The sequence below is a fragment of the Bradyrhizobium sp. RD5-C2 genome (assembly GCF_019972155.1).
Taxonomy (GTDB): Bacteria; Pseudomonadota; Alphaproteobacteria; order Rhizobiales; family Xanthobacteraceae; genus Bradyrhizobium.
The window spans coordinates 88,197-112,685 of record NZ_BOVL01000007.1 but is presented as its reverse complement, the minus strand read 5'-3'; the positions used below and the strand labels follow the sequence as shown (position 1 = coordinate 112,685).

Annotated in this window: 25 protein-coding genes; 7 read left to right on the top strand and 18 right to left on the bottom strand. The window is 65.0% G+C overall.

Going from position 1 to position 24,489, the window contains the following annotated elements:
- Positions 1-34 precede the first annotated feature (34 nt).
- The 8 genes from BraRD5C2_RS06035 to BraRD5C2_RS06000 form a co-directional block, all read right to left on the bottom strand.
- Positions 35-979 (bottom strand): alpha/beta hydrolase, encoded by a 945-nt coding sequence (locus tag BraRD5C2_RS06035; RefSeq protein ID WP_223967399.1) that lies wholly within the window; start codon positions 977-979, stop codon positions 35-37.
- Between the two features lie 123 nt (positions 980-1,102).
- Positions 1,103-1,900, bottom strand: a complete 798-nt coding sequence (locus BraRD5C2_RS06030) for an NUDIX hydrolase (RefSeq protein WP_223967398.1) — start codon at positions 1,898-1,900, stop codon at positions 1,103-1,105.
- A gap of 2 nt (positions 1,901-1,902) precedes the next feature.
- A complete protein-coding gene (locus BraRD5C2_RS06025) occupies positions 1,903-2,859 on the bottom strand; it encodes a dihydrodipicolinate synthase family protein (RefSeq protein ID WP_223967397.1) in 957 nt (318 codons plus the stop codon).
- A gap of 135 nt (positions 2,860-2,994) precedes the next feature.
- Positions 2,995-3,876 carry an SDR family oxidoreductase gene (locus tag BraRD5C2_RS06020; RefSeq protein ID WP_223967396.1) on the bottom strand — a complete coding sequence of 294 codons (882 nt, stop codon included), beginning with the start codon at positions 3,874-3,876 and terminating at the stop codon, positions 2,995-2,997.
- 110 nt (positions 3,877-3,986) lie between these two features.
- A complete protein-coding gene (locus BraRD5C2_RS06015) occupies positions 3,987-4,847 on the bottom strand; it encodes a MaoC family dehydratase (protein WP_223967395.1) in 861 nt (286 codons plus the stop codon).
- 201 nt (positions 4,848-5,048) lie between these two features.
- Positions 5,049-5,438, bottom strand: coding sequence for a Zn-ribbon domain-containing OB-fold protein (locus BraRD5C2_RS06010; protein WP_223967394.1), 390 nt, complete (start codon positions 5,436-5,438; stop codon positions 5,049-5,051).
- On the bottom strand, positions 5,438-6,595 hold the full coding sequence (locus BraRD5C2_RS06005; RefSeq protein WP_223967393.1) for a thiolase domain-containing protein: 1,158 nt from the start codon (positions 6,593-6,595) through the stop codon (positions 5,438-5,440). Before BraRD5C2_RS06005 ends, BraRD5C2_RS06010 begins: the two co-directional genes overlap by 1 nt.
- A gap of 276 nt (positions 6,596-6,871) precedes the next feature.
- Complete coding sequence (locus BraRD5C2_RS06000) at positions 6,872-10,366, bottom strand: indolepyruvate ferredoxin oxidoreductase family protein (protein ID WP_223967392.1); 3,495 nt, start codon at positions 10,364-10,366, stop codon at positions 6,872-6,874.
- 234 nt (positions 10,367-10,600) lie between these two features.
- Between BraRD5C2_RS06000 and BraRD5C2_RS05995 the strand changes: the two genes are divergently transcribed.
- Complete coding sequence (locus tag BraRD5C2_RS05995) at positions 10,601-11,830, top strand: cytochrome c (RefSeq protein ID WP_223967391.1); 1,230 nt, start codon at positions 10,601-10,603, stop codon at positions 11,828-11,830.
- Between the two features lie 24 nt (positions 11,831-11,854).
- Here the strand turns inward: BraRD5C2_RS05995 and BraRD5C2_RS05990 are convergent, their stop codons facing one another.
- Positions 11,855-12,496, bottom strand: a complete 642-nt coding sequence (locus tag BraRD5C2_RS05990; protein WP_223967390.1) for a trimeric intracellular cation channel family protein — start codon at positions 12,494-12,496, stop codon at positions 11,855-11,857.
- A gap of 274 nt (positions 12,497-12,770) precedes the next feature.
- Here BraRD5C2_RS05990 and BraRD5C2_RS05985 point away from each other — a divergent pair, with 274 nt between their 5' ends.
- Positions 12,771-13,199, top strand: a complete 429-nt coding sequence (locus BraRD5C2_RS05985; RefSeq protein WP_223967389.1) for a hypothetical protein — start codon at positions 12,771-12,773, stop codon at positions 13,197-13,199.
- 68 nt (positions 13,200-13,267) lie between these two features.
- Here BraRD5C2_RS05985 and BraRD5C2_RS05980 read toward each other — a convergent pair whose 3' ends face one another.
- The 3 genes from BraRD5C2_RS05980 to BraRD5C2_RS05970 are packed head-to-tail and all read right to left on the bottom strand — an operon-like array spanning position 13,268 to position 14,837.
- A complete protein-coding gene (locus tag BraRD5C2_RS05980; protein ID WP_223967388.1) occupies positions 13,268-14,086 on the bottom strand; it encodes an isocitrate lyase/PEP mutase family protein in 819 nt (272 codons plus the stop codon).
- Between the two features lie 56 nt (positions 14,087-14,142).
- Positions 14,143-14,496: an antibiotic biosynthesis monooxygenase family protein gene (locus BraRD5C2_RS05975; protein WP_223967387.1), complete on the bottom strand. Its 354-nt coding sequence runs from the start codon at positions 14,494-14,496 to the stop codon at positions 14,143-14,145.
- Between the two features lie 32 nt (positions 14,497-14,528).
- On the bottom strand, positions 14,529-14,837 hold the full coding sequence (locus tag BraRD5C2_RS05970) for an NIPSNAP family protein (protein WP_223967386.1): 309 nt from the start codon (positions 14,835-14,837) through the stop codon (positions 14,529-14,531).
- A gap of 91 nt (positions 14,838-14,928) precedes the next feature.
- Here BraRD5C2_RS05970 and BraRD5C2_RS05965 point away from each other — a divergent pair, with 91 nt between their 5' ends.
- The gene (locus tag BraRD5C2_RS05965; RefSeq protein WP_050402286.1) at positions 14,929-15,624 is read left to right on the top strand and encodes an ArsR/SmtB family transcription factor; all 696 of its coding nucleotides are present in this window, start codon (positions 14,929-14,931) and stop codon (positions 15,622-15,624) included.
- Between the two features lie 308 nt (positions 15,625-15,932).
- A complete protein-coding gene (locus BraRD5C2_RS05960) occupies positions 15,933-16,202 on the top strand; it encodes a GCG_CRPN prefix-to-repeats domain-containing protein (protein ID WP_092114950.1) in 270 nt (89 codons plus the stop codon).
- 69 nt (positions 16,203-16,271) lie between these two features.
- On the opposite strand, the gene BraRD5C2_RS05955 is transcribed toward BraRD5C2_RS05960, so the two are convergent.
- On the bottom strand, positions 16,272-16,583 hold the full coding sequence (locus BraRD5C2_RS05955) for a twin-arginine translocation signal domain-containing protein (RefSeq protein WP_223967385.1): 312 nt from the start codon (positions 16,581-16,583) through the stop codon (positions 16,272-16,274).
- Between the two features lie 256 nt (positions 16,584-16,839).
- On the opposite strand from BraRD5C2_RS05955, the gene BraRD5C2_RS05950 reads away from it, so the two are divergent.
- A complete protein-coding gene (locus tag BraRD5C2_RS05950; protein WP_223967384.1) occupies positions 16,840-17,190 on the top strand; it encodes a cupin domain-containing protein in 351 nt (116 codons plus the stop codon).
- A 219-nt stretch (positions 17,191-17,409) separates the two neighbouring features.
- Here the strand turns inward: BraRD5C2_RS05950 and BraRD5C2_RS05945 are convergent, their stop codons facing one another.
- From BraRD5C2_RS05945 to BraRD5C2_RS05935, 3 genes are all read right to left on the bottom strand, one after another.
- A complete protein-coding gene (locus tag BraRD5C2_RS05945; RefSeq protein ID WP_223967383.1) occupies positions 17,410-17,946 on the bottom strand; it encodes a GNAT family N-acetyltransferase in 537 nt (178 codons plus the stop codon).
- A gap of 26 nt (positions 17,947-17,972) precedes the next feature.
- Positions 17,973-18,320, bottom strand: coding sequence for a hypothetical protein (locus BraRD5C2_RS05940; RefSeq protein WP_223967382.1), 348 nt, complete (start codon positions 18,318-18,320; stop codon positions 17,973-17,975).
- 598 nt (positions 18,321-18,918) lie between these two features.
- Positions 18,919-20,451, bottom strand: a complete 1,533-nt coding sequence (locus BraRD5C2_RS05935; protein ID WP_223967381.1) for an acyl-CoA carboxylase subunit beta — start codon at positions 20,449-20,451, stop codon at positions 18,919-18,921.
- Between the two features lie 160 nt (positions 20,452-20,611).
- On the opposite strand from BraRD5C2_RS05935, the gene BraRD5C2_RS05930 reads away from it, so the two are divergent.
- Complete coding sequence (locus tag BraRD5C2_RS05930) at positions 20,612-21,022, top strand: DUF4260 domain-containing protein (RefSeq protein ID WP_223967380.1); 411 nt, start codon at positions 20,612-20,614, stop codon at positions 21,020-21,022.
- Positions 21,023-21,106: 84 nt separating this feature from the next.
- On the opposite strand, the gene BraRD5C2_RS05925 is transcribed toward BraRD5C2_RS05930, so the two are convergent.
- On the bottom strand, positions 21,107-22,015 hold the full coding sequence (locus BraRD5C2_RS05925) for a DMT family transporter (protein WP_223967379.1): 909 nt from the start codon (positions 22,013-22,015) through the stop codon (positions 21,107-21,109).
- Positions 22,016-22,202: 187 nt separating this feature from the next.
- Here BraRD5C2_RS05925 and BraRD5C2_RS05920 point away from each other — a divergent pair, with 187 nt between their 5' ends.
- On the top strand, positions 22,203-23,558 hold the full coding sequence (locus tag BraRD5C2_RS05920) for an aminotransferase-like domain-containing protein (protein WP_223967657.1): 1,356 nt from the start codon (positions 22,203-22,205) through the stop codon (positions 23,556-23,558).
- 231 nt (positions 23,559-23,789) lie between these two features.
- On the opposite strand, the gene BraRD5C2_RS05915 is transcribed toward BraRD5C2_RS05920, so the two are convergent.
- On the bottom strand, positions 23,790-24,446 hold the full coding sequence (locus tag BraRD5C2_RS05915; protein ID WP_223967378.1) for a carboxymuconolactone decarboxylase family protein: 657 nt from the start codon (positions 24,444-24,446) through the stop codon (positions 23,790-23,792).
- Between the last annotated feature and the right edge of the window lie 43 nt (positions 24,447-24,489).

The window sequence follows — 24,489 nt, the reverse complement described above, 5'->3', positions numbered from 1 at the left end:
TTGGGTAGGCGCGCGTCGCCAGCCGCGGGGCCGCTCACGATGCGCTCCCTGCGATCCAATCGGCAGTCGCCGCAAACAAGCCTTCCCGCCCGTGTTCGAGATGCATCAGATGCGTTGCCCTCGGCACGACGACATCGGCCTTCGTCGAGGCGCCCAGCGCATGTGTCAGCCAGGCCGCGTCGGCATCCTGGCAAAGGTTGTCCCATTCACCGCGCACGATCAGTGTCGGAGCCTGGAGGCGGCCCGGATCGTAGGGGAACTGCCCCGACATCGCAGCGATGATGTCGGCCTGCGGCCCGTTTGGAATCCGGACCGCCGGCGGGTTGCGTCCGGTCGCGCCGGCATCGCTTGCCAGATAGGCCGGCCCCCATTCGGCGAGGTCAGGCTCGATCAGCACCGGCGGATGCGACGGCGGGACGTCCTCGACAAATCGCTTCAATTGATCCGCGATGGTGACCTCGCGCCATGCGCCGATGCTCTCGGGGAGCGGCAACCCGCGCAGCTCCCGTCGGACGATCGGTCCGAACAGCACGAGGCGGCCGACGGCATCCGGACGATCGGCTGCAAAACGGCCGGCCGCCATCGTGCCCCATGAATGCGAGACGATGTGAACCTGCGCACCGGCGCGCGCCTTGCGGATGTGATCGACCACCGCGCTGACTTGAACGGCGGCTTCCGGCGCACGGCAGAGCGGCGCGACGCCTGCAGCGAGCGCCGCCATCTGCCGCGGCCGGCTCGAGCCGCCGAAGCCGATGAAATCGAAACCCCAGATGTCGAAGCCGGCGGCATTGAGATTGTCCGCCCAAGACCGCCCGCCAAAGCGGTAGCCGACCGACAGCGACGACGGGAACGTCGCACCGTGAACATAAAGCACGGGATCGCCCACGCCCGGCCAGTGCCGCAGCAGCAGCGTCTCGTCACTGCCCGGCAATGTCAGATGGATTTCGTCGGATATTGGCGTTTCGAAAGATGCTTGCACGTCGGCTCCTTTTGCGCCGGGCAATTGGCCCAGCGCGGTGACCGACGTGGTTATAGCGAGCTTCCGGTGGCGATACTTCGATAGAGACCGAAGTGTAGAGAGGGTGACGGATGACCGACGGGACTACCCCATCGCACCGACGTCGAACACCTCGCCGTCGTAGCCGGCTTCCTTGGGGATGCGGAGCTGGCGGCCGGTGGCGGTCTTGGTCATCACGGGCATCACGGCGACGATCGGCTTGCCCTTGCTGTCGGCGAGTGCGGCAGCGACGCTCGGCTGCTTGCCGAGCCTGATCAGGTTGCGCGTGGTCGGGAACGGCAGCTTGAAGCGGCCGCTCTCGCCACCCTCCAGCGCCTCGCGCGTCGACACCCAGATCGAATCGGTCGATTCCTTGCCGTCGTGGGCGCCGAGCTGCTCGGGCGGCGCTGCAGCCAAAAAGAACCAGGTGTCGAAGCGCTTCGGCATGCCTTCCGGCGTGATCCAGTGCGCATACGGCACGAGTTCGTCGAGCGCGAGCACCATGCCATTGTCCGTGAGCACCTTGAGGAAGCTGATCTTGCCTTCGTTCAGCGCCGCACGATGCGCGGTCGCGATGTCGTTCGCGCGCCCGGCGTCGACCAGATCCTTCGCCCCCCGGGGGCGCGCCAGCAGGATGCCGCTCTCCTCGAAGGTTTCGCGGATCGCCGCGATCCGGAAACCGAGCGCGTCGCCGTCGAGCCCTTCCCCGCCGGAGTAGAGCGCGGGATCGGCAGCGATCTCCTTGTCGTTCTTGTCGACGCTGCCGCCCGGAAACACCAGTGCGCCCGAGTTGAACTCGATCTGGTGATGGCGAACCATCATGAAGACTTCGATTTCGGACGACGCTCCGTCACGCAGCAGCAGAACGGTCGAAGCAAGGCGCGGGGCAACGATCTCGGTCATAATTATCCTGCTGCACTGGATTGCGGTTGGAGATTGGCGCGACGATCGACGCGCGCCACGCGGGAGAGCAGATAGTCGACCTCCGCCCTCGCCTGCGGCGTGATGACCGCACCGGGCTTGCGCTGGGCGCTGGAGGAAATGATGCCGCGCTTCTGCAGCACATATTTGCGCACGGTGAGGCCAACGCCGGGCTGCTGCTCGTAGCGGATCAGCGGCAGATGCGCGTCGAACAGATCATGCGCAGCATCGCGTTTTCCCGCCTTCGACAGATTGACGACGTCGATCAGCAGTTCAGGGAAAGCATAGCCCGTCATCGCACCGTCGGCGCCGCGTTCCATCTCGAAATCGAGGAACAGGCCGCCATTGCCGACCAGGATCGACAGCGGCCGCAGCGAGCCGTCCTTCTGGAAGTTGCGCAGGGTGGAGATCTTCTCCAGGCCCGGCCAGTCCTCGTGCTTGAGCATCACGCAGGATGGCGAGTCCATCACGATCTTGCGGATCACGGCGGGCGTGAACACGACGGTGAGCGTCAACGGATAGTCCTGCAGCACCCAGGGAATATCGTCGCCGATCGCTTCCTGCGCCTGCTTGAAGTAGCCTGTGATCTGGTCGTCGGTGCGCAGATGCGGCGGCGGCGCGATCATGACGCCGGCGGCGCCCGCATCCATCGACTTCTTCGCCAGCGAGCGCATCGTGGCAAAACCCGGCGCCGAGACGCCGACGATCACCTGCAGCTTCTTGGCGCGCTTGACGAAGCGCAGCGCGACCTGCTCCGCCTCTGCGGCGTCGAGCTTCGGCGCCTCGCCCAGAATACCCAGCACCGTGACGCCGTCGCAGCCGACCTCGGTATAGAAATCGGTCAGCCGGTCGATCGATGCCTCGTCGATGCGGCCGTCGTCGTGGAACGGGGTCGGCGCGATCGCGAAGGTTCCTGCGGCCTGGGCGGTGAGTTTGGTCATGGATGCCTCGTCTGTTTCCGCCCTCTATACAGCGTCATTCCGGAATGCGCCATTGCGCGTCGCCGAAGCCCTATTCCCCGGCCGAAGCCGGTGGATTCCGGTCCGATGCCGCATCGCACCGGAATGGCACCTCGTCTACTTGAACCGCCGCGCCGACTTCTTGATCTCCTCCTCGGAGAAGAAGATCTCGTTGGCGTGCGTGACGATATCCTCGGCCTTCCATCCCGTGAACGGCGGCGTCCACCCCTCCATTTCCATCATCCGCATCTCGCGGACGCCACGGGGGCCAGAGACGCCGAGCACCTTGCCGGTCTGGTCGCCCGACAAATCGCTGACCATGTAGAGCACGGCCGGTGCGATGCCGTCAGGCCCGAGCGCCGCACCCGGGTTCTCCTTGTAGCGAGGCAGGTCCGCGGTCATGCGGGTCAGCGCGCCTGGCGCCAGTGTCCAGATCCGGATGTTGTACTTGCGGCCCTCGATCGCCAGCACGTTGGAGAGGCCCCAGATGCCGCCCTTGGCGGCGCCGTAATTGGTCTGGCCGAAATTGCCGATCAGGCCCGAGGTCGAAGACGTGTTGACGATAACGCCGCCGCCATTGTCGCGCATCCATTTGAACACCGGCTGGGTGCAGCAGAAGGTGCCCTTCAGATGCACCTTCATCACCCTGTCCCAGTTCGCCTCCTTGGCCTTGTGGAAGGTCTCGTCGAGCAGGATGCCGGCATTGTTGACCAGGATGTCGGCGCGGCCGAAATGCTTGATGGCGTCGTCGAACACCGATTGGCCGCCGGACAGGGTCGAGATGTCGGCGCCGTTGGCGACCGCGCGGCCGCCCTCGGCCTTGATCGCGTCGACCACCTTGTCGGCCATCGACTTGTCGGAGCCCGAGCCGTCACGCGGCCCGCCGAGATCGTTGACCACCACGGCCGCGCCCTCGCGCGCAAACAGCTTTGCGTAGGCCTCACCAAGTCCGCCGCCGGCGCCCGTGATCAGCGCCACCTTGCCGTCGAGCAATCCCATGGTCGTTTCTCCCCTTTTTTGTTGCCGTCATTCCGAGGCGCGCGCAGCGCGAACCCGGAATCTCGAGATTCCGGGTCTGGTCCTTCGGACTATCCCGGAATGACGGAGTACTAAGCCAGCACAGTCTTGCCGCTCTTGATCACGGTGACGCCGCGCGACTTCACCTTGGCCTCGAACGACACCACGTTGTCGTCCTTCCACAGCTCCATGGTCACGGTCTCGCCCGGAAACACCGGTGAGGAGAACCGCGCCGAATGCTGCTTGAAGGCGGACGGATCGTAATCGGCGTAGGTCTGCAGCACGCCGCGGCAGGTGATGCCGTAAGTGCACATGCCGTGCAGGATCGGCCGCGGGAAGCCGGCCTTCTTCGCGAATTCCGGATCGGAATGCAGCGGGTTGCGATCGCCGCAGAGCCGATAGATCAGCGCCTGGTCGGGCCGCGTGGTGATGTCGACCACCTTGTCGGGCGCACGCTCCGGCACCTTGTGCGGCTCGGGCTGGCCATCGGACGGACCACCGAAGCCGCCATCGCCCCGGGCAAAGCGCGAGGCGACGAGGGTTGCGAGCTTGTCGCCCTTCTCATCCTTGAGCACGGTCTGGTGGCGGATCACCGCGCCCTTGTCCTTGCCCTTGTCGAACACGTCGAGCACGGTCGAGTCGGCCGTGATGTGGGCGGCGGTCGCGAACGGCTTGTGAAAGGTGATGTCGCGCTCGCCGTCGACCACCATCACGCGGTTGAGGTTCATCTCGCCGGGGCCGGCGCCCCAGGCGGCGACCGACGCGAAGGTCGGCACCACCCTGAGCGGGCGCGGCGTCAGCACGCCCTCATTGACGAAGGCGAGCTCCTTCTCGTCCATCGGATCGGCACCGAGGCCGATGCCATAGGCATAGAGCATCACGTCGCGATCGCTGTAGCTGTATTTCTGGCCGAGATTCTTCAGGGCCATCAGCTGTTCGTACACAATTGGCATTGTTGTTTCTCCCCGAACTCTTTTCTCGCTTTGCGCTGCCAATTGATGCGCCCTCTCCCCTTGCGGGAGAGGGCCGCACCGGCAGTCGTCACAAACTCGCTTCGGTGAGGGGTTCGCGCCGCAGAGAGACTATCGTTCGCGGAAAGAACCCCTCATCCGCGGCCTTCGGCCGCCACCTTCTCCCACAAGGCGAGAAGGTATTTACGACGGCGTGAAGAACGGCAGCGGCGCGCCGTCGGTCGGCTTCCACACCACCTTGACCTTCTGGCCGATCTTCACCGTCTCCAGATCGCAATCGACGATGTTGGTCTGCAGCGACGGACCTTCCTTCAGCGTCACATAGGCGATCGCATACGGACCGGTCGGCGACTTCCGCATCAGGCTGTACGTGTAGACCGTGGCCTCGCCGCTCGACTCTTCCCACACCGTCTTGTCGGAGAAGCAGAACGGACAGATCGCGCGCGGGAAGTAATGCGCTTCGCCGCAGGTGGTGCAGCGCTTGATCATGAACTTGCCCGCCTTCGCCGCTTCCCAGAACGGCGCGGTCTCCGGATTGGTCACCGGGGCATTGTACTTCTTCGCTTCAGACATCACGCACGCTCCAGAATGCAGGTTGAGGCGGCGTGGCGAACGCCGAGCAGACCGCCGGTGCCGTGGGCGATCGCGAGGTCGCAGTTCTGCACCTGCACCTTCGGATGCGCCTCGCCGCGCAACTGGCGCACCGCCTCGAGGATCTTCGTCATGCCGCCGCGATTGACGGGATGGTTGCTGCACAGACCGCCGCCGTCGGTGTTGAACGGCAGCTTGCCGACGCCCGAGATCAGATTGCCGTCGGCAACGAACTTGCCGCCCTCGCCCTTCTTGCAAAAGCCGAGGTCTTCGAGCTGCATCAGCACGGTGATGGTGAAGCTGTCATAGATCGAGGCGTATTTGATATCCTTCGGCGTCACGCCCGCTTCCTCAAAAGCACGCGGGCCGGACCACACGCCGGCGGAATAGGTCAGATCGAGATCCTTGCCGCCGCGCGGGCCCTTCATCGCCTCGCCATGACCGATCAGGCGCACCAGCGGCTTCTTCAGGCTCCTGGCGATCTCCGGCGTCGTGACGATCATCGCGCCGCCGCCGTCGGTGACGACGCAGCAGTCCATCCGGTGCAGCGGGTCCGAGATCATCGGCGAGTTCAAGATGTCCTCGACGGTGACGACCTCCTTCAGCATCGCATGCGGATTGTATTGTGCGTGATGCGAGGCCGCGACCTTGATCCAGGCGAGCTGCTCGGAGGTGGTGCCGTAGTCGTGCATATGGCGCATGGCACACATGCCATAGGCATTGTGCGTGGTAGCCCCGTAAGCCAGTTCGAAATCGGCCTCGGCGCCCGAGGCACGCGGCGGCATCGGACCGGTGCGCGGCTTGCCTGCCAGCGTGACCAGCGCGACCGAGCATTTGCCCGCGGCGATCGCCTCGGCGGCGTGGCCAAGATGGATCAGATAGGAACAGCCACCGGTCTCGGTGGAGTCGACGTGACGCAGCTTCTTGGTGTTGAGGCCGAGATAATCGACCATCGGCCACAGCCCGCCCGGCGCGTCGCCGGCGCAGAAATAGCCATCGATGTCGTCCTTGGTGAGCCCAGCATCCTCGATCGCACCCTTGGCGACCTCGGCGTGCAGCTGTGGTGTTGATTTATCGGGTGCATGCCGGGTGGGATGCTCGTAGATCCCGGCAATGTAGGCCTTGCCCTTGATGGTCAAATCGCTCTCCGCTGGCGTTTCTCGCTCCAGCGTTTTTCTGAACCGACGGCGCGACCTTGGCAAGCGCGGAAATATTCCGTCAGGCGAGACTGTCACGCGCGCACAATATGCGCGCCGCAAAACAGACGTCGTCACGGCAAAGGCCGGGACCCATAACCACAGGGCTGCGTTGCGAGATCAGCTGTGGCGCCAGCATCGCGTAACAATGAAATGCGGTGGTTATGGGTCCCGGATCGCGCTGCGCTTGCCCGGGACGACGCTGAGTATGTGGCTACACTACTCCGCCGCCATCTGCCGCGGCGCGGGCGGCGGGTTGGCGAGGTCGGCGGCGAGTTGCGCGTAGCGAACCTTTGCCTCCTTGATCGCCTTGTCCTTCACCGGACCGTAGCCGCGGATGCGATCGGGCAGCGACAGCAGTTCGGCTGCGATGTCGTGATTGAGCGGCGACAGCAGGCTCAACACCGTCGCGACATCCTTCTCGTAGCCCGCGATCAGGTCGCGCTCGAGCTTGCGGTCGGCATTGTAGCCGAAGATGTCGAGCGGCGTGCCGCGCAGGAAGCGGAATCGCGCCATCACCCTGAAGGCCGACATCATCCACGGCCCAAAGGCGCGCTTCTTCGGACGGCCCTGCGCATCGAGCCCGCCGCCCAGGATCGGCGGAGCGAGATTGAAGTTGAACTTGAAGTCGCCCTCGAACTGATCGCGCAGCTGCTTCTCGAAGCGGCCATCGGTGAACAGCCGCGCCACCTCATACTCGTCCTTGTAGGCGAGCAGCTTGGCGTAGTTGATCGCGACCGCGCGCGGCAGCGCCTCACCATAGGCGCCCTTGGTGGCGGCGTCGCGCACCTGATCGACCAGCTTGCGGTAGCGCTTGGCCAAACGTGCATTCTGATAGCCGGTCAGAAGCGCCATGCGATGGGTGATGATCTCGTCGAGCGACATCGCATCCAGCGACTTGACCGGGGCCGCGTCGTCATCCTGCCCCTTCATCATCGCGGCGAGCCGTGCCGGATCGGCTGCGGCCAGACGCCCGAGCTGGAACGCCTGGGTGTTCATCTTGATCGAGACCCCGTTGACCTCGATCGCCTGCTGGATCGATTCCGCCGACAGCGGCAGCAGCCCGCGTTGATAGGCAAAGCCCATCATCATGATGTTGGTGGCAATGGAGTCGCCGAGCAGCGCCTCGGCCGGCTTGGTGAAGTCGAAGAAGGCGGAGTCCTTGCGCAGCTCGGTCTCCAGCACGCTGTTGACCTTGCGGCTCTGGAAATTGAAGTCGCGGTTGAGGATGAAATCCGCAGTCGGGATGATGTGGCTGTTGATGATGCCGACGGTGCGGCTCGGCTCGCACAGCGTGATCGTTTCCTTCGAGACCGCGACGACCTCGTCGGCCGCGAGGACGAGATCGGCCGTGCCGGTCACGATGCGCGAGCAAGTCACGTCGGCGGTGTGCTCAGAGAGCCGGACATGGCTCAACACCGCGCCGCCCTTCTGCGCGAGGCCGGACATGTCGAGGATCATCGAGGCCTTGCCTTCGATATGCGCGGCCATGCCGAGCAGCGCGCCGATCGTCAGCACGCCGGTGCCGCCGACGCCGCCGACCGCGATGTTGTAGGGCCGGTCGAGCGCGGGCTTCGAGGCCGGCTCCGGCAAGGCGCCGATATCGCCGAGCTCGGTCGGCGCGCGACGCTTGAGCGTGCCGCCGTCGACCGTGACGAAGGACGGGCAGAAGCCCTTTACGCAGGAATAGTCCTTGTTGCAGGTCGACTGGTTGATGGTGCGCTTGCGCCCCAATTCGGTCTCGAGCGGCTCGACCGAGATACAGTTCGACTGCACTGAGCAGTCGCCGCAGCCTTCGCAGACGGCTGGATTGATCAGCACGCGGCGCGCCGGATCCTCCATCAGGCCGCGCTTGCGGCGACGGCGCTTTTCCGCGGCGCAGGTCTGCACGAACACGATCGCCGACGTGCCCTTGGTGTCGCGGCACATCTTCTGGACGTTCTCGAGCTCGTCGCGATGGAACAGCTTGACGCCGGGCGCGATGCTATCGGCCGGATAGGCGTCGGGATTTTCCGAGACCAGGTAGATCTCGCGGATGCCCTCGGCGTGCAGCTGGAAGGTGATCTGCTGCGGCGACAGGTCGCCGTCGTGGCGCTGGCCACCGGTCATGGCGACGGCGTCGTTGTAGAGGATCTTGTAGGTGATGTTGGCCTTGGAAGCGATCGACTGGCGGATCGCCAGAATGCCGGAGTGGAAATAAGTGCCGTCGCCGAGATTGGCGAAGATGTGGTTCTCGTTGGTGAACGGCGCGATGCCGACCCACGGCACGCCCTCGCCGCCCATATGCGTGAATGTCTCGGTCGAGCGGTTCATCCACAGCGCCATGAAGTGGCAGCCGATGCCGCCGAGCGCGCGGCTGCCTTCCGGCACCTTGGTCGAGGTGTTGTGCGGGCAGCCCGAGCAGAAATACGGCGTGCGGCTGACCGGTGCCGTCGCCTGCATCTGCGACGACTGGCGGCCGTTGAACCAGTCGGCCTTGGCGCGCAGCATCTCGGCGATTTCAGGATTGAGATTAAGTCGAAGCAGCCGTTCGGTGAGCGAGCTTGCAAGCGAGGCCACGCTGAGCTCGGCGGCGAAGGTCAGGAAGCGCTTGTCGTGATCGTCCATCTTGCCGACGATGCGCGGACGCACGTCGTCGCGCCAGTTGAACAGCTCCTGCTTGACCTGGTTCTCGACAATCTCGCGGCGCTCCTCGACGATGAAGATTTCCTCAAGGCCGACGGCGAAGTTGCGTACGCCTTCCGGCTCCAGCGGCCAGGGCATGCCGATCTTGTAGAGGCGGATGCCGATCTTGGCGGCGATCTCCGGCGTGATGCCGAGCTCGCGCAGCGCCTGGCGGATGTCCTCGTAGCTCTTGCCCGAGGCCATGATGCCGTAGCGCGCGTTCGGCGAATCCATGGTGATGCGGTTGACCTTGTTGGCGCGGGCAAAGGCGATCGCGGCGAAGCCCTTGTAGTCCTGCAGCCGGCGGTCCTGCTCGAACCGGTCGTCGGGCCAGCGGATGTTCAGGCCGCCCGGCGGCAATTCGAAATCGGCCGGGATGATGAACGGCGTCATCTCGTCGGTGAGGTCGATCTCGGCCGTGGTTTCGACCGTCTCGGTGATCACCTTCATGCCGACCCAGCAGCCGGAGTAGCGCGACATCGCGATACCCAAAAGGCCCATCTCGATCATTTCGTGGATGCTGGAGGGGTAGAGGTAGGGCATCAGCGCGGAGATGAAGGCGTGGTCGGACTGATGCGGGACGGTGGAGGACTTTGCGCCGTGGTCGTCGCCGGCAAGGCAGAGCACGCCGCCATTTTTGGCGGAGCCCGCCGCATTGCCGTGGCGGAAGACGTCGCCGCAGCGGTCGACGCCGGGGCCCTTGCCGTACCAGATGCCGACCGCGCCGTCATATTTGGCGCCGGGCGACAAAGCGAGCTGCTGCGAGCCCCAGATCGCGGTGGCCGCCAGGTCCTCGTTCACGCCGGGCTGAAATTTGATGTTGTACTGTTCGAGATGCTTGCGGGCGGCGAACAGCTGCTGGTCATAGCCGCCGAGGGGGGAACCGCGATAGCCGGAGATGAAGCCTGCCGTGTTGAGGCCTGCGGCGCGGTCGCGTCTGATCTGCGCCATGGGCAGGCGGACCAGCGCCTGGATGCCGGTCATGAAGACGTGACCGGTGCCCTGGGTGTATTTCTGGTCGAGGCTGATAGGCCCTTGGTTGATTCCCATTTAGCCCTCTTTGCGCTGGTCGCGACGCCTGCTTTTTAGCTAGTCATCCGAACTTGTTAGAACCAGTCTATGTCGGATATTCCGGCCCGCGCAGCACAATTCTGGGCGACCGAGCCCGTCGCTCAAAAATCGCAACATCGTGCCGGGAATATTGCAGCGCCGTTTCGGTTTCTGTCGCTGGACAGGCCCGCGGCGAAATGGCGTAACGCGTCCTGTGGACCGGAAGGTGATTGGATGCGGCGACAACATCGGACGACCGGTGCGATTCTGGCCAGTATGCTGTTGTGCAGTGCGTTCGCGGCTCGCGAATGCACCGCCGCGCCAGCCGACGACGACATTGTCGCCCGCGGCAAGGCGCTCACGATTGCCGGCGACTGTGCGAGCTGCCACACCGCCGATCCGGCCAAGCCGTTCGCCGGCGGCAAGCGGATCGACACGCCATTCGGTGCGGTGTTCTCGCCGAACCTGACCCCCGATCGCGATACCGGCATCGGCGGCTGGAGCGACGACGATTTCCTGCGCGCGCTGCGGATGGGCGTCTCGCCGAACGGGGCGCATTACTATCCCGCCTTCCCCTACCCGTCTTTCACCAAGCTGATCCGCAACGACATCCTGGCGATCCGCGCCTATCTCGCGACGCTGGCGCCGGTCAGCAACAAGGCGCCGCCGCCCGAGCTGCGCTGGCCGTTGAACTACCGCGTGCTGATGCGCGGCTGGAACGCCCTGTTCTTTACGCCCGGGATCATCCAGCCGGACCAGAGCAGGACCGCGGAATGGAATCGCGGCCGCTACCTCGTCGAGGCCCTCGCCCACTGCGGCGCCTGCCATACGCCGAAGAATGCGTTCGGCGCCGACAGGCGCGACCAGGCGCTCAGTGGCAGCATGGTCCAGGGCATGTTCGCGCCGCGGCTCGACGGCGCGGCGCGCAGCGGGCTGAAATCATGGAGCGCAGGCGACATCGCCGAATATCTGCAGAGCGGCCGCAACGGGCACAGCCATGCCGGTCCGTTGATGTCCGAGGTGGTGGTCAACTCGACCTCGAAGATGAGCGACGCCGACGTGCACGCGATCGCGGTCTATCTGAAGAGCCTGCCGGCCGGCGCGCCGGAACCTGCGGTCACCCCGCCCTCACCGGCGCAGATGAGCAATGGCGAGCGGCTCTATCGCGGCGCCTGCGTCGCCTGCCATGAACTCGATGGCTCCGGCGCGCCACGGATCTATCCGCCGCTGCCCGGCAATACCAATTTGCAATCGGCTAATCCTGCGAGCACGCTGCGCATCATCCTCGACGGCGCGCAGACCTTGACCACGCCGCGCGCACCCAACGCAGGCTCGATGCCGGCCTATCCAAAACTCACCGACCAGGAGGTCGCCGACGTCGCAACCTACATCCGAAATTCCTGGGGCAATGCGGCGCCGGCCGTGACGGCGGACGAGGTCGCCAAGGCGCGGACAGCGAAATAAGGGCGCTGACGGCGAAATAGCTGATCAGCGATCCTCGCCGCTGAAGACGAATTTCGGCATCTCCCATTTGTAGCGGATCGCCAACATCCGGAACGTCAGGCCGAGCACGAAGGTCAGCCCGGTCCAGAGCCAGTCGTTGAGCTGCAGCCCGAAGGCGGTCGCATAGAACAGCCCCGTCACCACCGAGACGCTGGCGTAGAGCTCGCTGCGAAACAGCAGCGGCACATCATTGCAGAGGATGTCGCGCAGCACGCCGCCGGCACAGCCGGTGATCATGCCGGAGACGATCACGATCGGCAGCGAGGCGTCGACCTGCCAGGCCACGTCGCAGCCGGCCATGGTGAACACCACAAGCCCGATCGCATCGAGCACCAGGAATGCGAGATTGAGCCTGTGCACCAGCCGCGCCAGCAGGATGGTGGCGAAGGCGCCGGCCGCCGCGATCGCAAGGTAGATCGGATGCGCGACCCAGAGCAGCGGATAGTGCCCGAGCAGCACGTCGCGGATGGTGCCGCCACCGAGCGCGGTGATCGCTCCCAGCATGCAGACGCCGGCCCAATCCATGCTGCGCCTGCCGGCCGCCAGCGCCGCCGTCATCGATTGCGCCGCAACGGCAATGAACGAGAGCACGTGCAGCACCGAATCGGTGGGCGGCATGGTCCACATTGAAAAGGCCTCATGGAACAGGTTCGGAACCTAGAGCCTATCCCGTTCCGATTGAACAGGAACGGGGGCTCTAGATTCTTGTTTTGACGCGTTTTCTTCACGCGAACCGGTATCCACTTCGCGCGAAAACACTCCAGGGAATCGTCGGTTCCCGCATGAACAGGTTGCAACATTGGCGCGGAACATCCTCACGCGCCAGCGATTGTCTCCTGCGTTTAGCCTACGCGCTTAGCCTTGACGCTTAGCCTTGGGGGGCTAACGGAGGAACTTTGAAATGACTTACAACCCTGACGATCCGTATCGCGCCAACCTGACCGATGACGAAATCCGCCGTCAGGCGCGCTTCAACAGCCTGGACAACGAGCTGCAGCCGGATCCGGAACTCCAAGAGGGACCGGCGAGCAGCACCAAGGTCGCGATGTTCGCAGTTGCGGTGGCCGTGGTGCTCGGCGCACTGTTCTACGGGTTGAACAACACCTCGGTGCACGAGGCCGGCACGACGCCGTCGACACAGACCGCGCAGACTCAGCCGGTCAACCCGGCCGCGCCGCCCCCGGGCATGCGCGACGTGACGCCGAAGCCGAACAGCCAGCCCGGCGTAACCACGGGCGCGGCGCCGGCCAACCCGGCGAGCCCGCCGTCTGACATGAACAAGTCGGACATGAACAAGCCGGCGGCTCCGCCGGCCGAGAATGCCAAGTAACGCGTGATGACACTGACCAGGCGCGAGCGGCGGGCCCCAACGGCCCGCCGCTTTTTTTCGCGCGAAGTCTATTTGAACATCTTGTTGAGCTCGCCACCGGGATAGCCGTTGGCGAATTCGGTGAAGGTGCCCTTCTCGGCCATTTCCTTGGCCGCCTTCATGACGCCGGTCCAGGCCATCCGCGCCAACGCGCCGCCGACGCTGATCCGCCGCACGCCGAGGTCGCCGACCGCTTGCAGCGTCAGCTCGGACGCGCCGCCGATCAGGAGATTGACCGGCTTCGGCGCCACCGCCTTCACGACCGCAGAGATTTCTTCTCTGGTCGAGATGCCCGGCGAATACAGCACATCCGCTCCGGCTTCCGAATAGGCCTGCAGCCGTTCGATCACCAGATTGAGGTCCTTCTTGCCCCACAGGAACGCCTCGCAGCGGCCGGTGAGCAGCACGCCGCTGTTGTCGGCATCGATCGCCTTGCGCGCCGCCCTGATGCGCTCGACCGCGAGCTTGTGCTCGTACAACGGGTTGGCGGCATCTCCCGTGGAGTCCTCGATCGAGAGCCCGGCGACACCGGTCTTGACGCCGCGTGCGACATTGACCGCGACCTTGTCCGGCTCGACCGCGAAGCCACCCTCGAAATCGGCGTTGACGGGAATATCGACCGCCGCGCACAGCGCCGTCAGGTGATCGCAGACGTCGTCGACGGTGACGCGGTTGTCGGCCTTGGCGATGGTCCAGGCAAAGCCCGCGCTGGTCGAGGCCAGCGCCTTGAAGCCGAGATGTTGCAAGGCACGGGCGCTGCCGACGTCGAATGGGTTCGGAATGATGAAGCACCCGCTCTCGTGCAGCTTCTTGAAGGCGGCTCGTTTGTCAGCAGTTGGCAGTGGCATTGGTCGCTCCCTAGATTCGTTGGCCGCGCAGAGATAGGCACGCGCATATGCGAGCGCTAGAGCTTCGCTTCGTGCACCGCACGGCTGTCCTTCGGCGCCTGATCGCGTTCGTTCAGGCCGTAGTCACGCATCACGCTCGCGACCCGCAGCCGGTAATTGTCGAAGATCCGCGCGCGGCCCTTGGCCTGTGTGCGGCGGTGCTCGACCGTGTTGCGCCAGGCTTCTACCGCGGCCTCGTCGCGGAAGAATGACAGCGACACGAACTTGCCCTTCTCGGTGAGGCTCTCGTACCGCTCGACCGAGATGAAGCCGTCGATCTCCTGCAGGATCGGCTTCAACTCGGCGGCAAGGTCGAAATAGAGATCCCGGTGCTCAGCCTTCGGCCAGACTTCGAAGATCACGGCAATCATGGGCGCCTCCGCGCATTGTTGTTGTGGAACGACTATAGCTCGACCTTGCGCAGAAATGTCCGCTCCTCGGCAAGGATGAAGCGGTTTTGTTCCGCGAAGTTGAAGTTCGCCACGCCCTCGCCGTCCTGGCGCAGGCGCGCGCGATAGGCCTCGTAGGCGGCAAGGCTCTCGAACGAGATCAGCGCGAAGGCGATGTTGTTGGTGCCCTCGTGCGGCATCCAGTAGCCGAGCAGATCGCCGCCGCAGCGCGGGATGATCGAGAGCCAGTTCCGCGAATACTCCTCGAACATCGCGCGCTTGAACGGATCGAGCTGGTAGCGGATGAAGACGGTGACGGTCATTTGAGCCTCCTGGTGTTTCGTCATTGCGGGCGACGGGCACGATGGACACTACCGCCTTGCCCGACCTCGATGCTTCGGCTATCATCGAACTATGAAAGCAGGACCCGACATCTCCCGGATCGCCGCTCTGGTCGGCGATCCCGCACGTTGCAACATGCTGACCGCGCTGATGACCGGCCGCGCGCTGACCGCGAGCGAGCTGGCGCAGGAGGCCGGCATCACGCCACAAACGGCGAGCTCGCATCTCGCCAAGCTCGAGGCCGGCGGGCTGATCGAGCCCGAGAAGCAGGGCCGCCACCGCTACTACCGGCTCTCCGACCCCGACGTCGCCGACGTGCTCGAAGGCTTGCAGGGCATCGCTGCCCGCGCCGGCCATATGCGCGTGCGCACCGGGCCGAAGGATCCGGCGCTGCGCCGTGCTCGCATCTGCTACGACCATCTCGCCGGCGATCTCGGCGTGCAGATGCTCGACAGCATGCGGCGGCAGAAGCTGGTGCGCCAGAGCAAGCAGGCGATCGAGCTGACCGGCGAAGGCAAGCGCTTCATGGCCGAGGAGCTGCAGATCGACGCCGATGCGCTGACGCATCCGCGCCGCCCGGTGTGCAAAGCCTGCCTCGACTGGAGTGAGCGACGGCACCATCTCGCCGGCACGCTGGGCGCCGCGATGATGGACCGCTTCACCGAATTGAAATGGGCCGCGCGCGATGCTGCGCCGGGCAGCCGCGTGGTCAATTTCTCGCGAAACGGCGAGAAGCGGTTCGCTGCGCTGTTCGGCGCGGGCGAGTAACATCGCGCATTCAAGTCGCGGTCGTTCGCGAACGCTTGCTCGTGCTTGCATCGCTCTCCGATACGTCTTCGCGCACGCCGCTGCGCGCTCCGTCCTGCTCGCGATTGCGAAATGTTTCAAATTGATGCTGGGCTCATTTGCTTGCGACGCACTGACGCAGCTGTGAGCTGCAGCATTCATGTCGCATTCAGCCCGCAGCACTAAGGTCGGCGACATCGGGCACGGCTTCTGCAATGATCCGGCCGGGCGAATCGGTAATCTAAAGTTTGTTGCGGTGCCGCAGCGCGGCCGAATTAAAAGGAGAAGACATGAAGTATCTTTTTGCAGCAGCAGTTTTGGTGACGACCGCATTCGCCGGCATCAGTGCCGCTGACGCGGCCGGCGGTTGCGGCCCCGGCTGGCATCGCGGTCCCTATGGCGGCTGCGTCAGAAACCGCGGCCCCGTCGTCGTCGCTCCCGGCCCGGTCGTTGTTGAGCGCCCCGTCGTCGTCGCACCCGGCGCGGTCGTGGTGGCGCCGCGCGTTCGCGCTTGCCCGTACGGTTTCGCCTGGCGCTACGGCCGTTGCCGCCCGATCTGATCGCGGCGCACCTGCATAAACAAAACCCCGCCTCGCGCGGGGTTTTTCTTTTTTGAGGCGGCGCCGATATCACCAGTGGCGCCAGTGATGATGACGCCAGTGATGCCTGCGCCAATGGCGGTGGCGCCAGCCCCAATGCCGGTGGTGCCAGCGCCGATGATGCCAGCCGCGGTGGCCGTGATGCCAGTGCACCTGCTCGGGCTTCAGGCGACCGACCTCGTCGCCGGTGGTGACGGCCGGATGCGCATCATTGCCGGCCGGCGCACGGGCGTCCCGATTGAGCGGAAGCGGCGCGAGCGGCGCCGCCTGGGCGGCTATCGCAAAAGTCGCCACACCGGCGGCGACACCGAAGGCGATCTTCAGAAAATCCCGGCGTTCCATCAGAGTTCCCTTTGTTGCTGAGTTGGATCAACTGCGTCAGCCAGTTTTTTCGCCGCGACCTGAACACCGGCTGAACCGCGCATTCACGTTTCACGGAGTTCGACGCCGTACGGCTGCGTTTGCAACGGCGTGACGTCACACAATCATCACGACGCTGCCGCTTCACGTTCTACCCGTCATGCCGATTCCGACCGTTCCACGCGCGGCCGAACCGAACTAGCATCGCGCATCACAAGAGCATCTCCGGGAGGCGACCATGAAGTCAGGACAACCGATCAAGGATGCCAGCCACCTCTACGAAGTCGAGCGCCGCGCCCAGCACGCCGCCCGCCCCGGCTTCCGCATCATGGAGTTGCAGCTTTCGCCGACCCAGAAGGTGCCGTGGCACACTCACAGCAACATCTCCGACACGTTCTATGTGCTGGGAGGCCAGATGCGGCTGTTCCTGCAGGAGCCGAAGGAGGAAGTGAACCTGAAGCCCGGCGAGGTCTATGCCGTGAGGCCCACCCGCCCTCACCTCGTCACCAACGCCGGCACGACGTCGCTGACGTTCCTGATCCTGCAAGGCGTCGGTGAGTACGATTACGTGCCGCTCGCGGCGAAGTAAGGGTGCGCCCCTCCCGCTGTCGTCCCGGCGAAGGCCGGGACCCATACGCCGCAGCAGGAGTTGTGCGGGGACTCGTCGTTCCGGTATCGCGCGATAAGCGGCATTTGTGGTTATGGGTCCCGGCCTTCGCCGGGACGACACTGAATATGTGGCGAGATCTGTAAGTCATAAATCTGCGTTCTCGCGACATGAATCGTCCGAGCCTTGTGACAGGGCAAATCAGCCACGCGGCCATCCCGATGGCACGACCCAGACCAGTCCGCGCCACGGCTCGCCGCGCAATGTCAGTGTCGTGAAGTCACGCGCGGGATCGCGCCGCAGATTGAGCCTCGCCATCACAGCCTGCGAGCGCACGTTGTCCAGGCTGGTATATGACACGATCTCGCGCAGCCCGGCGTTATCGATTGCGTGCCGCAGCGCCGCGCTGGCGCTCTCGGTCGCGTAGCCGTGGCCCCAGGCCTTGCGCGTGAAACGCCAGCCGATCTCGAAATGAGCGCCGAGCGGATGATCGTTCGCCAGCCGCGGCATCACGCCGGCATAGCCGAGCAATGCGCCGCCGACATCCTCAACGGCCCATCGGGAAATGCCGTGGTCGCGCTGCGCGGCAGCGTATCGCTCGAATTTTGTCTCGCTCTCCGCCCGACCGATCGGTCCGCCATAGTCAGCCATGACGTCGGGATCGGCATGCATCGCCGCGAACGCGTCGCGGTGGCGGTCGTTCCATCTGTGAAGTCGAAGGCGCGGCGTTTCGATCATGTGCGTGCCCTCGCCCGCCCAGCCCATCACATCAGCTTCAGCGGCGCATCATGAACCAGCCGAAGATCGATGTTGCCGATCAGTCGCGCACGGCGCGCCTCGGCGGTGCTGATGGCGGCTTCGGTCTGCCGCAACGTGCTGACATTCGATCCAAGCGACACGATGCCGCCGAGCACCAGCGCGATCGATCCGAGGGCCGCGGTCTCACCGGAACTGAACAGGCCGAGCAGCGCAGCAAGCAGCAATGCGAACCCGCCCGCGATCGCGATCTTCGAGCCGAGAATGATCCGCTGGGACCGTTCGGCGCTCTCGGCAAGCTCCTCGATCTGCGCCTCGATCTGGGAAATCTCGTCGGTCGGCTCGTCGTCGGTCATCAGGTTCGAACCTGTAGGGCGGGTCAGGCATAGCCGTAACCTGCTGCATTCGTCATCACAAGATGGTAGAGGCCCCGCTAGGCCGTCCTACGCGGTCGCCTTTGTCGCGAGTATCCACCCAGACAGCCCATACGAAGACGAAAGCTCGAACCCCCTAACTCCTTTAGCGCCGAGTATCGCGCTCGCCGAATCGAGATCACAGGCCCACGGTCCCGGCGCTCCGGACGTGCTGTAAGACTCTCGGATATCCGCGCGATGATCGAGCAGAACCTTGTCGATCGAAATCTCTGTCAGTGAAAAGATGATGTTGCCAAATGCATCGTCGCGGAAATCGTAGCCTTCTACCCCCTCAAAGACGACGACACAGTCGGAAGCCGGGTCCGGCGCCGGATGAGGCCTGGTGTCACGCCGAGCACGGAGCGTGATGCGGCGCGACTCACAATGAACTTCATATGAGATCAGAAAACAGTCATGGAGCGACGGTAGCATGACCTACTTCTAGCCTGGCTTCGTAGAGGTTAGGCGCTGCCGTAACCCGCCGTGGATCGCGAAGGAAGATGGTGGGTTACGGCTTCGCCTAACCCACCCTACGCTCCCATCACAGCGGCAGATTGTCGTGCTTCTTCGCCGGGATCTCGACCTTCTTGTCCCTGAGCATCGCGAGAGCCCGCGCGATCCGCCGCCGGGTTGAATGCGGCATGATGACGTCGTCGATGTAACCGCGCTCGGCGGCGATGAAGGGCGACAGGAAGCGGTCTTCGTATTCCTTGGTGCGCGCCGCGATCTTGTCGGGATCGCCGATGTCAGAGCGGAAGATGATCTCCACCGCGCCCTTGGCACCCATGACCGCGATCTGCGCGGTCGGCCAGGCGTAGTTCATGTCGGCGCCGATCTCCTTCGAGGCCATCACGTCGAAGGCGCCGCCATAGGCCTTGCGGGTGATGATGGTGACAAGCGGCACCGTGCACTGCGAATAGGCGAACAAGAGTTTTGCGCCGTGCTTGATCAGGCCGCCATATTCCTGCGCGGTGCCGGGCAGGAAGCCCGGCACGTCGACGAAGGTGACGATCGGGATGTTGAAGGCATCGCAGAACCGCACGAAGCGCGCCGCCTTGCGCGAGGCATCACTGTCGAGCACGCCGGCCAGCACCATCGGCTGGTTGGCGACGAAGCCGACGGTGCGGCCGGCGATGCGGCCGAAGCCGGTGACGATGTTTTTGGCAAAGGTCTCCGAGATCTCGAAGAAGTCGCCCTCGTCGACGACCTTCAGGATCAGCTCCTTCATGTCGTAGGGCTTGTTCGGATTGTCGGGGATCAGCGTGTCGAGCGACATGTCGACCCGGCCGATGTCGTCGAAACTCGGCCATTCCGGCACACCGTCGGTGTTGTTCGACGGCAAGAAGTCGATCAGGCGGCGCATCTGCAACAGCGCATCGACGTCGTTCTCGAACGCGCCGTCGGCGATCGAGGAGCGCGTCGCGTGCACCGAGGCGCCGCCGAGCTCCTCCGCCGTCACGACTTCGTTGGTGACGGTCTTCACCACGTCGGGGCCGGTGACGAACATGTAAGAGGTGTTCTTCACCATGAAGATGAAGTCGGTCATCGCGGGCGAATAGACGTCGCCGCCGGCGCAGGGGCCCATGATGACGGAGATCTGCGGGATCACGCCCGAGGCCTGCACGTTGCGGCGGAACACGTAGGAATAACCCGCGAGCGCAGCGACGCCCTCCTGGATGCGCGCGCCGCCGGCGTCATAGAGGCCGATGATCGGCGCCCTCGCCTTCATCGCCATGTCCTGAAGTTTTGTGATCTTCAGGGCATGGGTTTCCGACAGCGAGCCGCCGAAAACTGTAAAGTCCTTAGCAAAGACAAAAGTCTTGCGGCCGTTGACCGTGCCCCAGCCAGTGACGACGCCGTCGCCGGGGATCTTGTTCTTCTCCATGCCGAACTCGATCGAGCGGTGCTCGACGAACATGTCGAATTCCTCGAACGAGCCCTTGTCCAGCAGCAGCTCGATCCGCTCGCGCGCCGTCAGCTTGCCGCGGGCGTGCTGCGCCTCGATGCGCTTTTCGCCGCCGCCCAGCTTGGCGCTGGCGCGCCGCTCTTCGAGGGTGTCGAGGATGTCTTTCATTTGTTTCCGCCCGTGTTAGCTACAGTCCGCGTCCCGGCGCGGGCCGGGGCCCGCTTCGTTCGGAATGGCTTTAGCACGGCCATTTCGGAACCGGAAAGGCGCTTGTGACCGGGTTCGGGCGCAAAAACGGTAGGATTTTCCGACATCTGGGGAGACAGCGATGACTGATACGACCACGGCCGAGGCCGGCGCCGCCACCGGCGGGGTGCGCACCCTGCTCCGGCTGGAGGGGCTGGTGCTGTTCGTCGGGATGACCGTGCTCTACTACAAGTGGGAGGGCTCGTGGCTGATCTACGTCCTGCTGTTCCTGGTGCCGGACATCAGCTTTGCCGCCTACCTGATCAGCCCGCGGGCCGGCGCCATCGCCTACAACGCCGCCCACACCTATCTGGCGCCGGTGGCGCTGATGACGCTGGGTTTTGCCGGCGAAGGGCCGCTGGTGCTCTCGATCGCGATGATCTGGCTTGCCCATATCGGGATCGACCGCGCGCTCGGCTATGGGCTGAAATACTCAAGCGGGTTCGGCTACACCCATCTCGGGCGAATCGGAAAAGCGCAGGAACCGGCTTAGCGCCCGCCGCTTTCTAGACTCGTCATGCCCGGCCGTGAGCCGGGCATGACATCTTCACTTTCTTTCGGAGAAGGACCGACGCGTTTAGGCGTAGCGGCGCGCGAACACCACGCAGACGACGACAAGCATGGCCGCTGCGATCATCGACCAGGCGACCGGCTCATGCAGCAGCAGCCCGGCCAGCGCGAGGCCGAAGAACGGCTGCAACAGCTGCAACTGGCCGACGCTGGCGATGCCGCCGAGCGCAAGGCCGCGATACCAGAACACGAAGCCGACCAGCATGCTGAAGATCGAGACGTAGGCGAGCCCGAGCCAGGCCGGCGCGCCGATGCCCTGCCAGCTCGGCGGCAGCGTCATGATGGTCATCACGAGCACCACCGGCGCCGAGAGCACCAGCGCCCAGGAGATCACCTGCCAGCCGCCGAGCCGGCGCGACAGCGCAGCACCCTCGGCATAGCCGAGGCCACAGACGATGATGGCGGCGACCATCAGCAAATCGCCGGTCAGCGATGCCGATCCGTCGCCCGACAGAGCGAAGGCGCCGACCGTCGCGCTGCCGATGCAGGAGAACAGCCAGAACAGCGGCTTCGGCCGCTCGCCGCCGCGCAGCACGCCGAACACGGCGGTCGACAGCGGCAGCAGCCCGATGAACACGATCGAATGCGCCGAGGTAATGTGCTGGAGCGCCAGCGCGGTCAGCAGCGGAAAGCCGATCACGACGCCAAGCGCGACGATGGTCAACGACACCAGGTCCCTGCGCTGCGGCCAGGTCTGCCGCAGCATCGCCAGCAGTGCCGCGCCGAGCAGCGCCGCGATCGCAGCGCGTGCCGACGTCAGGAACAGCGGCGAGAACCCGGCGACAGCGACGCGGGTGGCCGGCAGCGAGCCGCTGAAGATGATCACGCCGAGCAGGCCGCTGCCCCAGCCTTCGAGCGACCCGCCGCTCGCCTCACCCGTCCAGGACTTCCCCGGCAATGTCTTCGAATCGCTCATTGCACACCTCGACTTTCGCAGGCGAGGATAGCGGCGGAGGGCTGGCCAAGGCAGCTACGGTTCAGTACAATATCGCCAAACTGTATGGGTCAAGGTAGGCATACACTTTAAGGTAGGCAAACACTTGCGGCAGCCATCCAATCATCGCGCCGCTTTGGCGCCGAAGGCGACCCGGACCACCGACGTGATGAACGCGATCCGCGCCAGGATCGCGAGCCGCGCGCTCGCCGCTGACGACCGCCTGCCCTCGATCCGCAGCTTTGCCGCGACCATGGGCGTCTCGCCCTCGACCGTGGTCGAGGCCTATGACCGGCTCGCCGCCGAGGGCCTGATCCGGGCGCGGCCGGGCTCGGGCTTCTACGTCTCGTCCGCGGCGCTGCCGCCGCTGGCGCTCACAAAGGACCAGCCGCAGCACGACCGTGCCGTCGATCCGTTCTGGGTGTCGCGGCAATCGCTCGACGCCGCGAGCGGCGCGCTGAAGCCGGGCTGCGGCTGGCTGCCCGCCGACTGGATGCCGACCGAGGCGCTGCGGCGCGCGTTCCGCGGGCTGGCGCGGGCCGACGACGCCGTGCTCGCCGACTACGGTGCGACGCGCGGCTCGCTGGCGCTGCGCCGCATGCTGATGGCGCGGTTCGCCGACGAGGGTCTCGACGTGTCGCCCGAGCAGGTGCTGCTCACGATGTCCGGCACCCAGGCGATCGACCTGATCTGCCGCTTCCTGCTGCGGCCCGGCGACACGGTGCTGGTCGACGATCCCTGCTATTTCAATTTTCGGGCGCTGCTGCGCGCCCATCAGGTCAAGCTGGTCAGCGTGCCCTACACGCCATCGGGCCCCGACGTCGCAAGTTTCGAGGCGGTGCTCGAAGCCGAGCGGCCGCGGCTCTACATCACGGTCTCCGGATTGCACAATCCGACCGGCGCGACGATGTCGCCGCAGACGGCGCACCGCGTGCTGAATGCCGCGGCGGCATATGACCTGACGATCGTCGAGGACGACATCTTCGCCGATTTCGAGCCGGAGCCGTCGGCACGGCTCGCGGCGCTCGACGGGCTGAACCGCGTGATCCGGATCGGCAGCTTCTCCAAGACGCTGTCGGCGTCGCTCCGCTGCGGCTTCATCGCAGCGCGCGCCGACTGGATCGAGCAGCTTGTCGATCTACAGGTCGCGACCGGGTTCGGCGGCCCCTGCGCGGTCGCGACCGAAATCATCGCGAGCGTTCTGGCGACCGGCTTCTACCGCAAGCATGTCGAGGAGTTGCGCCGGCGGCTAGCGCGTGCCCGCCGCGACGTCGGCGAGAAGCTGCAGCGCATCGGCATCGAGCCGTGGCTGATGCCGCGCGGCGGCTTCCAGCTCTGGTGCCGCCTGCCCGATGGCTGCGATTCCGCCGACGTGGCGCGCGCGGCGCTCGCCGACAACATCGTGCTGGCGCCGGGCAACGTGTTCAGCACCACGCAATCGGCCACCGGCTTCATGCGCTTCAACGTCGCGCAATGCCGCGACCCGAAACTGATGCCGGCCTTGCTGCGGGCGATCGGGCGCTAGTACGTGATGAGATTGAGGTGAATCGGTCTCGCGGCAGACTGGCTCCACCTCTCCCGCTTGCGGGGGAGGTCGCATCGCATCAAAGATGCGATGCGGGTGGGGGCTCTGTCCGCGATGCGACTCGTGGAGAGAGCCCCCACCCCAACCCTCCCCCGCAAGCGGGAGAGGGAGCGCACCGCCTTCGCGATAGCACCTCGGTCTAGTCTGAACACGCCCGACCGGCGCAGCGCCTTACTTCTCACCCACCTTGAACGGCTCTTCCTTGCCCGGCGGCACGGTCTCCTCCGCCATTGCCAGCAGCATTGCGACCATCACGTAATTGCCGGCGAGCGCGGTGAGATCGACGATTTGCTGATCGTTGAAGATCTTCTTGGCCCGCGCATAGGTCTCGTCGGAAACCTTCTTGGTCGTGGTCAGCTCGGTGACGAAATCGTACACCACGGCCTCATCGTCGACCATTTTGGACGGCCGGTTGCCGGCTTTCAGCTCGGCGATCACATCGGCCGACAAGCCAGCCTTGGCCGCGAGCGGTGCATGCGCGAACCATTCGACCTGCGAGCGCCACTGCCGCCCGATGATTAGGATCGCGAACTCGTTCAGCCTCGTCGGCACCGAGGTCTGCCAGCGCAGGTAATAGAACAGATCGTAGAGCCGCTGGCCAAGCACCGGGCTGCGGATCATCGGATTGTAGGGCCCGCCGATGCCGACGCTCGACACCTTCATGATCGCCTCGCCGAGCGGCCGCTGCTGGTCGTTGAGCTGATCCATCGTGAGCTGCGGGAAGCGCGGCTCCTTGCTGGTGGCCGGCGCCGAGAACATTGTGGCCGCGAGCCAGCCGCCGGCCGCGGCCAGCGTGAGCGACGACAGCCAGACGGATGCTGATTGCATGATTTCCTCCGCTTTGATTTATCGGAGGATGGTAGTCGAGCCG

What these genes read in the sequence shown, in the direction of transcription:
- BraRD5C2_RS06030 (WP_223967398.1), bottom strand. Translation starts at nt 1,900, where the DNA reads ATGACCGAGATCGTTGCCCCGCGCCTTGCTTCGACCGTTCTGCTGCTG.
- BraRD5C2_RS06025 (WP_223967397.1), bottom strand. Translation starts at nt 2,859, where the DNA reads ATGACCAAACTCACCGCCCAGGCCGCAGGAACCTTCGCGATCGCGCCG.
- BraRD5C2_RS06020 (WP_223967396.1), bottom strand. Translation starts at nt 3,876, where the DNA reads ATGGGATTGCTCGACGGCAAGGTGGCGCTGATCACGGGCGCCGGCGGC.
- BraRD5C2_RS06015 (WP_223967395.1), bottom strand. Translation starts at nt 4,847, where the DNA reads ATGCCAATTGTGTACGAACAGCTGATGGCCCTGAAGAATCTCGGCCAG.
- BraRD5C2_RS06010 (WP_223967394.1), bottom strand. Translation starts at nt 5,438, where the DNA reads ATGTCTGAAGCGAAGAAGTACAATGCCCCGGTGACCAATCCGGAGACC.
- BraRD5C2_RS06000 (WP_223967392.1), bottom strand. Translation starts at nt 10,366, where the DNA reads ATGGGAATCAACCAAGGGCCTATCAGCCTCGACCAGAAATACACCCAG.
- BraRD5C2_RS05995 (WP_223967391.1), top strand. Translation starts at nt 10,601, where the DNA reads ATGCGGCGACAACATCGGACGACCGGTGCGATTCTGGCCAGTATGCTG.
- BraRD5C2_RS05990 (WP_223967390.1), bottom strand. Translation starts at nt 12,496, where the DNA reads ATGTGGACCATGCCGCCCACCGATTCGGTGCTGCACGTGCTCTCGTTC.
- BraRD5C2_RS05985 (WP_223967389.1), top strand. Translation starts at nt 12,771, where the DNA reads ATGACTTACAACCCTGACGATCCGTATCGCGCCAACCTGACCGATGAC.
- BraRD5C2_RS05980 (WP_223967388.1), bottom strand. Translation starts at nt 14,086, where the DNA reads ATGCCACTGCCAACTGCTGACAAACGAGCCGCCTTCAAGAAGCTGCAC.
- BraRD5C2_RS05975 (WP_223967387.1), bottom strand. Translation starts at nt 14,496, where the DNA reads ATGATTGCCGTGATCTTCGAAGTCTGGCCGAAGGCTGAGCACCGGGAT.
- BraRD5C2_RS05970 (WP_223967386.1), bottom strand. Translation starts at nt 14,837, where the DNA reads ATGACCGTCACCGTCTTCATCCGCTACCAGCTCGATCCGTTCAAGCGC.
- BraRD5C2_RS05965 (WP_050402286.1), top strand. Translation starts at nt 14,929, where the DNA reads ATGAAAGCAGGACCCGACATCTCCCGGATCGCCGCTCTGGTCGGCGAT.
- BraRD5C2_RS05960 (WP_092114950.1), top strand. Translation starts at nt 15,933, where the DNA reads ATGAAGTATCTTTTTGCAGCAGCAGTTTTGGTGACGACCGCATTCGCC.
- BraRD5C2_RS05955 (WP_223967385.1), bottom strand. Translation starts at nt 16,583, where the DNA reads ATGGAACGCCGGGATTTTCTGAAGATCGCCTTCGGTGTCGCCGCCGGT.
- BraRD5C2_RS05950 (WP_223967384.1), top strand. Translation starts at nt 16,840, where the DNA reads ATGAAGTCAGGACAACCGATCAAGGATGCCAGCCACCTCTACGAAGTC.
- BraRD5C2_RS05945 (WP_223967383.1), bottom strand. Translation starts at nt 17,946, where the DNA reads ATGATCGAAACGCCGCGCCTTCGACTTCACAGATGGAACGACCGCCAC.
- BraRD5C2_RS05940 (WP_223967382.1), bottom strand. Translation starts at nt 18,320, where the DNA reads ATGACCGACGACGAGCCGACCGACGAGATTTCCCAGATCGAGGCGCAG.
- BraRD5C2_RS05935 (WP_223967381.1), bottom strand. Translation starts at nt 20,451, where the DNA reads ATGAAAGACATCCTCGACACCCTCGAAGAGCGGCGCGCCAGCGCCAAG.
- BraRD5C2_RS05930 (WP_223967380.1), top strand. Translation starts at nt 20,612, where the DNA reads ATGACTGATACGACCACGGCCGAGGCCGGCGCCGCCACCGGCGGGGTG.
- BraRD5C2_RS05925 (WP_223967379.1), bottom strand. Translation starts at nt 22,015, where the DNA reads ATGAGCGATTCGAAGACATTGCCGGGGAAGTCCTGGACGGGTGAGGCG.
- BraRD5C2_RS05920 (WP_223967657.1), top strand. Translation starts at nt 22,203, where the DNA reads ATGAACGCGATCCGCGCCAGGATCGCGAGCCGCGCGCTCGCCGCTGAC.
- BraRD5C2_RS05915 (WP_223967378.1), bottom strand. Translation starts at nt 24,446, where the DNA reads ATGCAATCAGCATCCGTCTGGCTGTCGTCGCTCACGCTGGCCGCGGCC.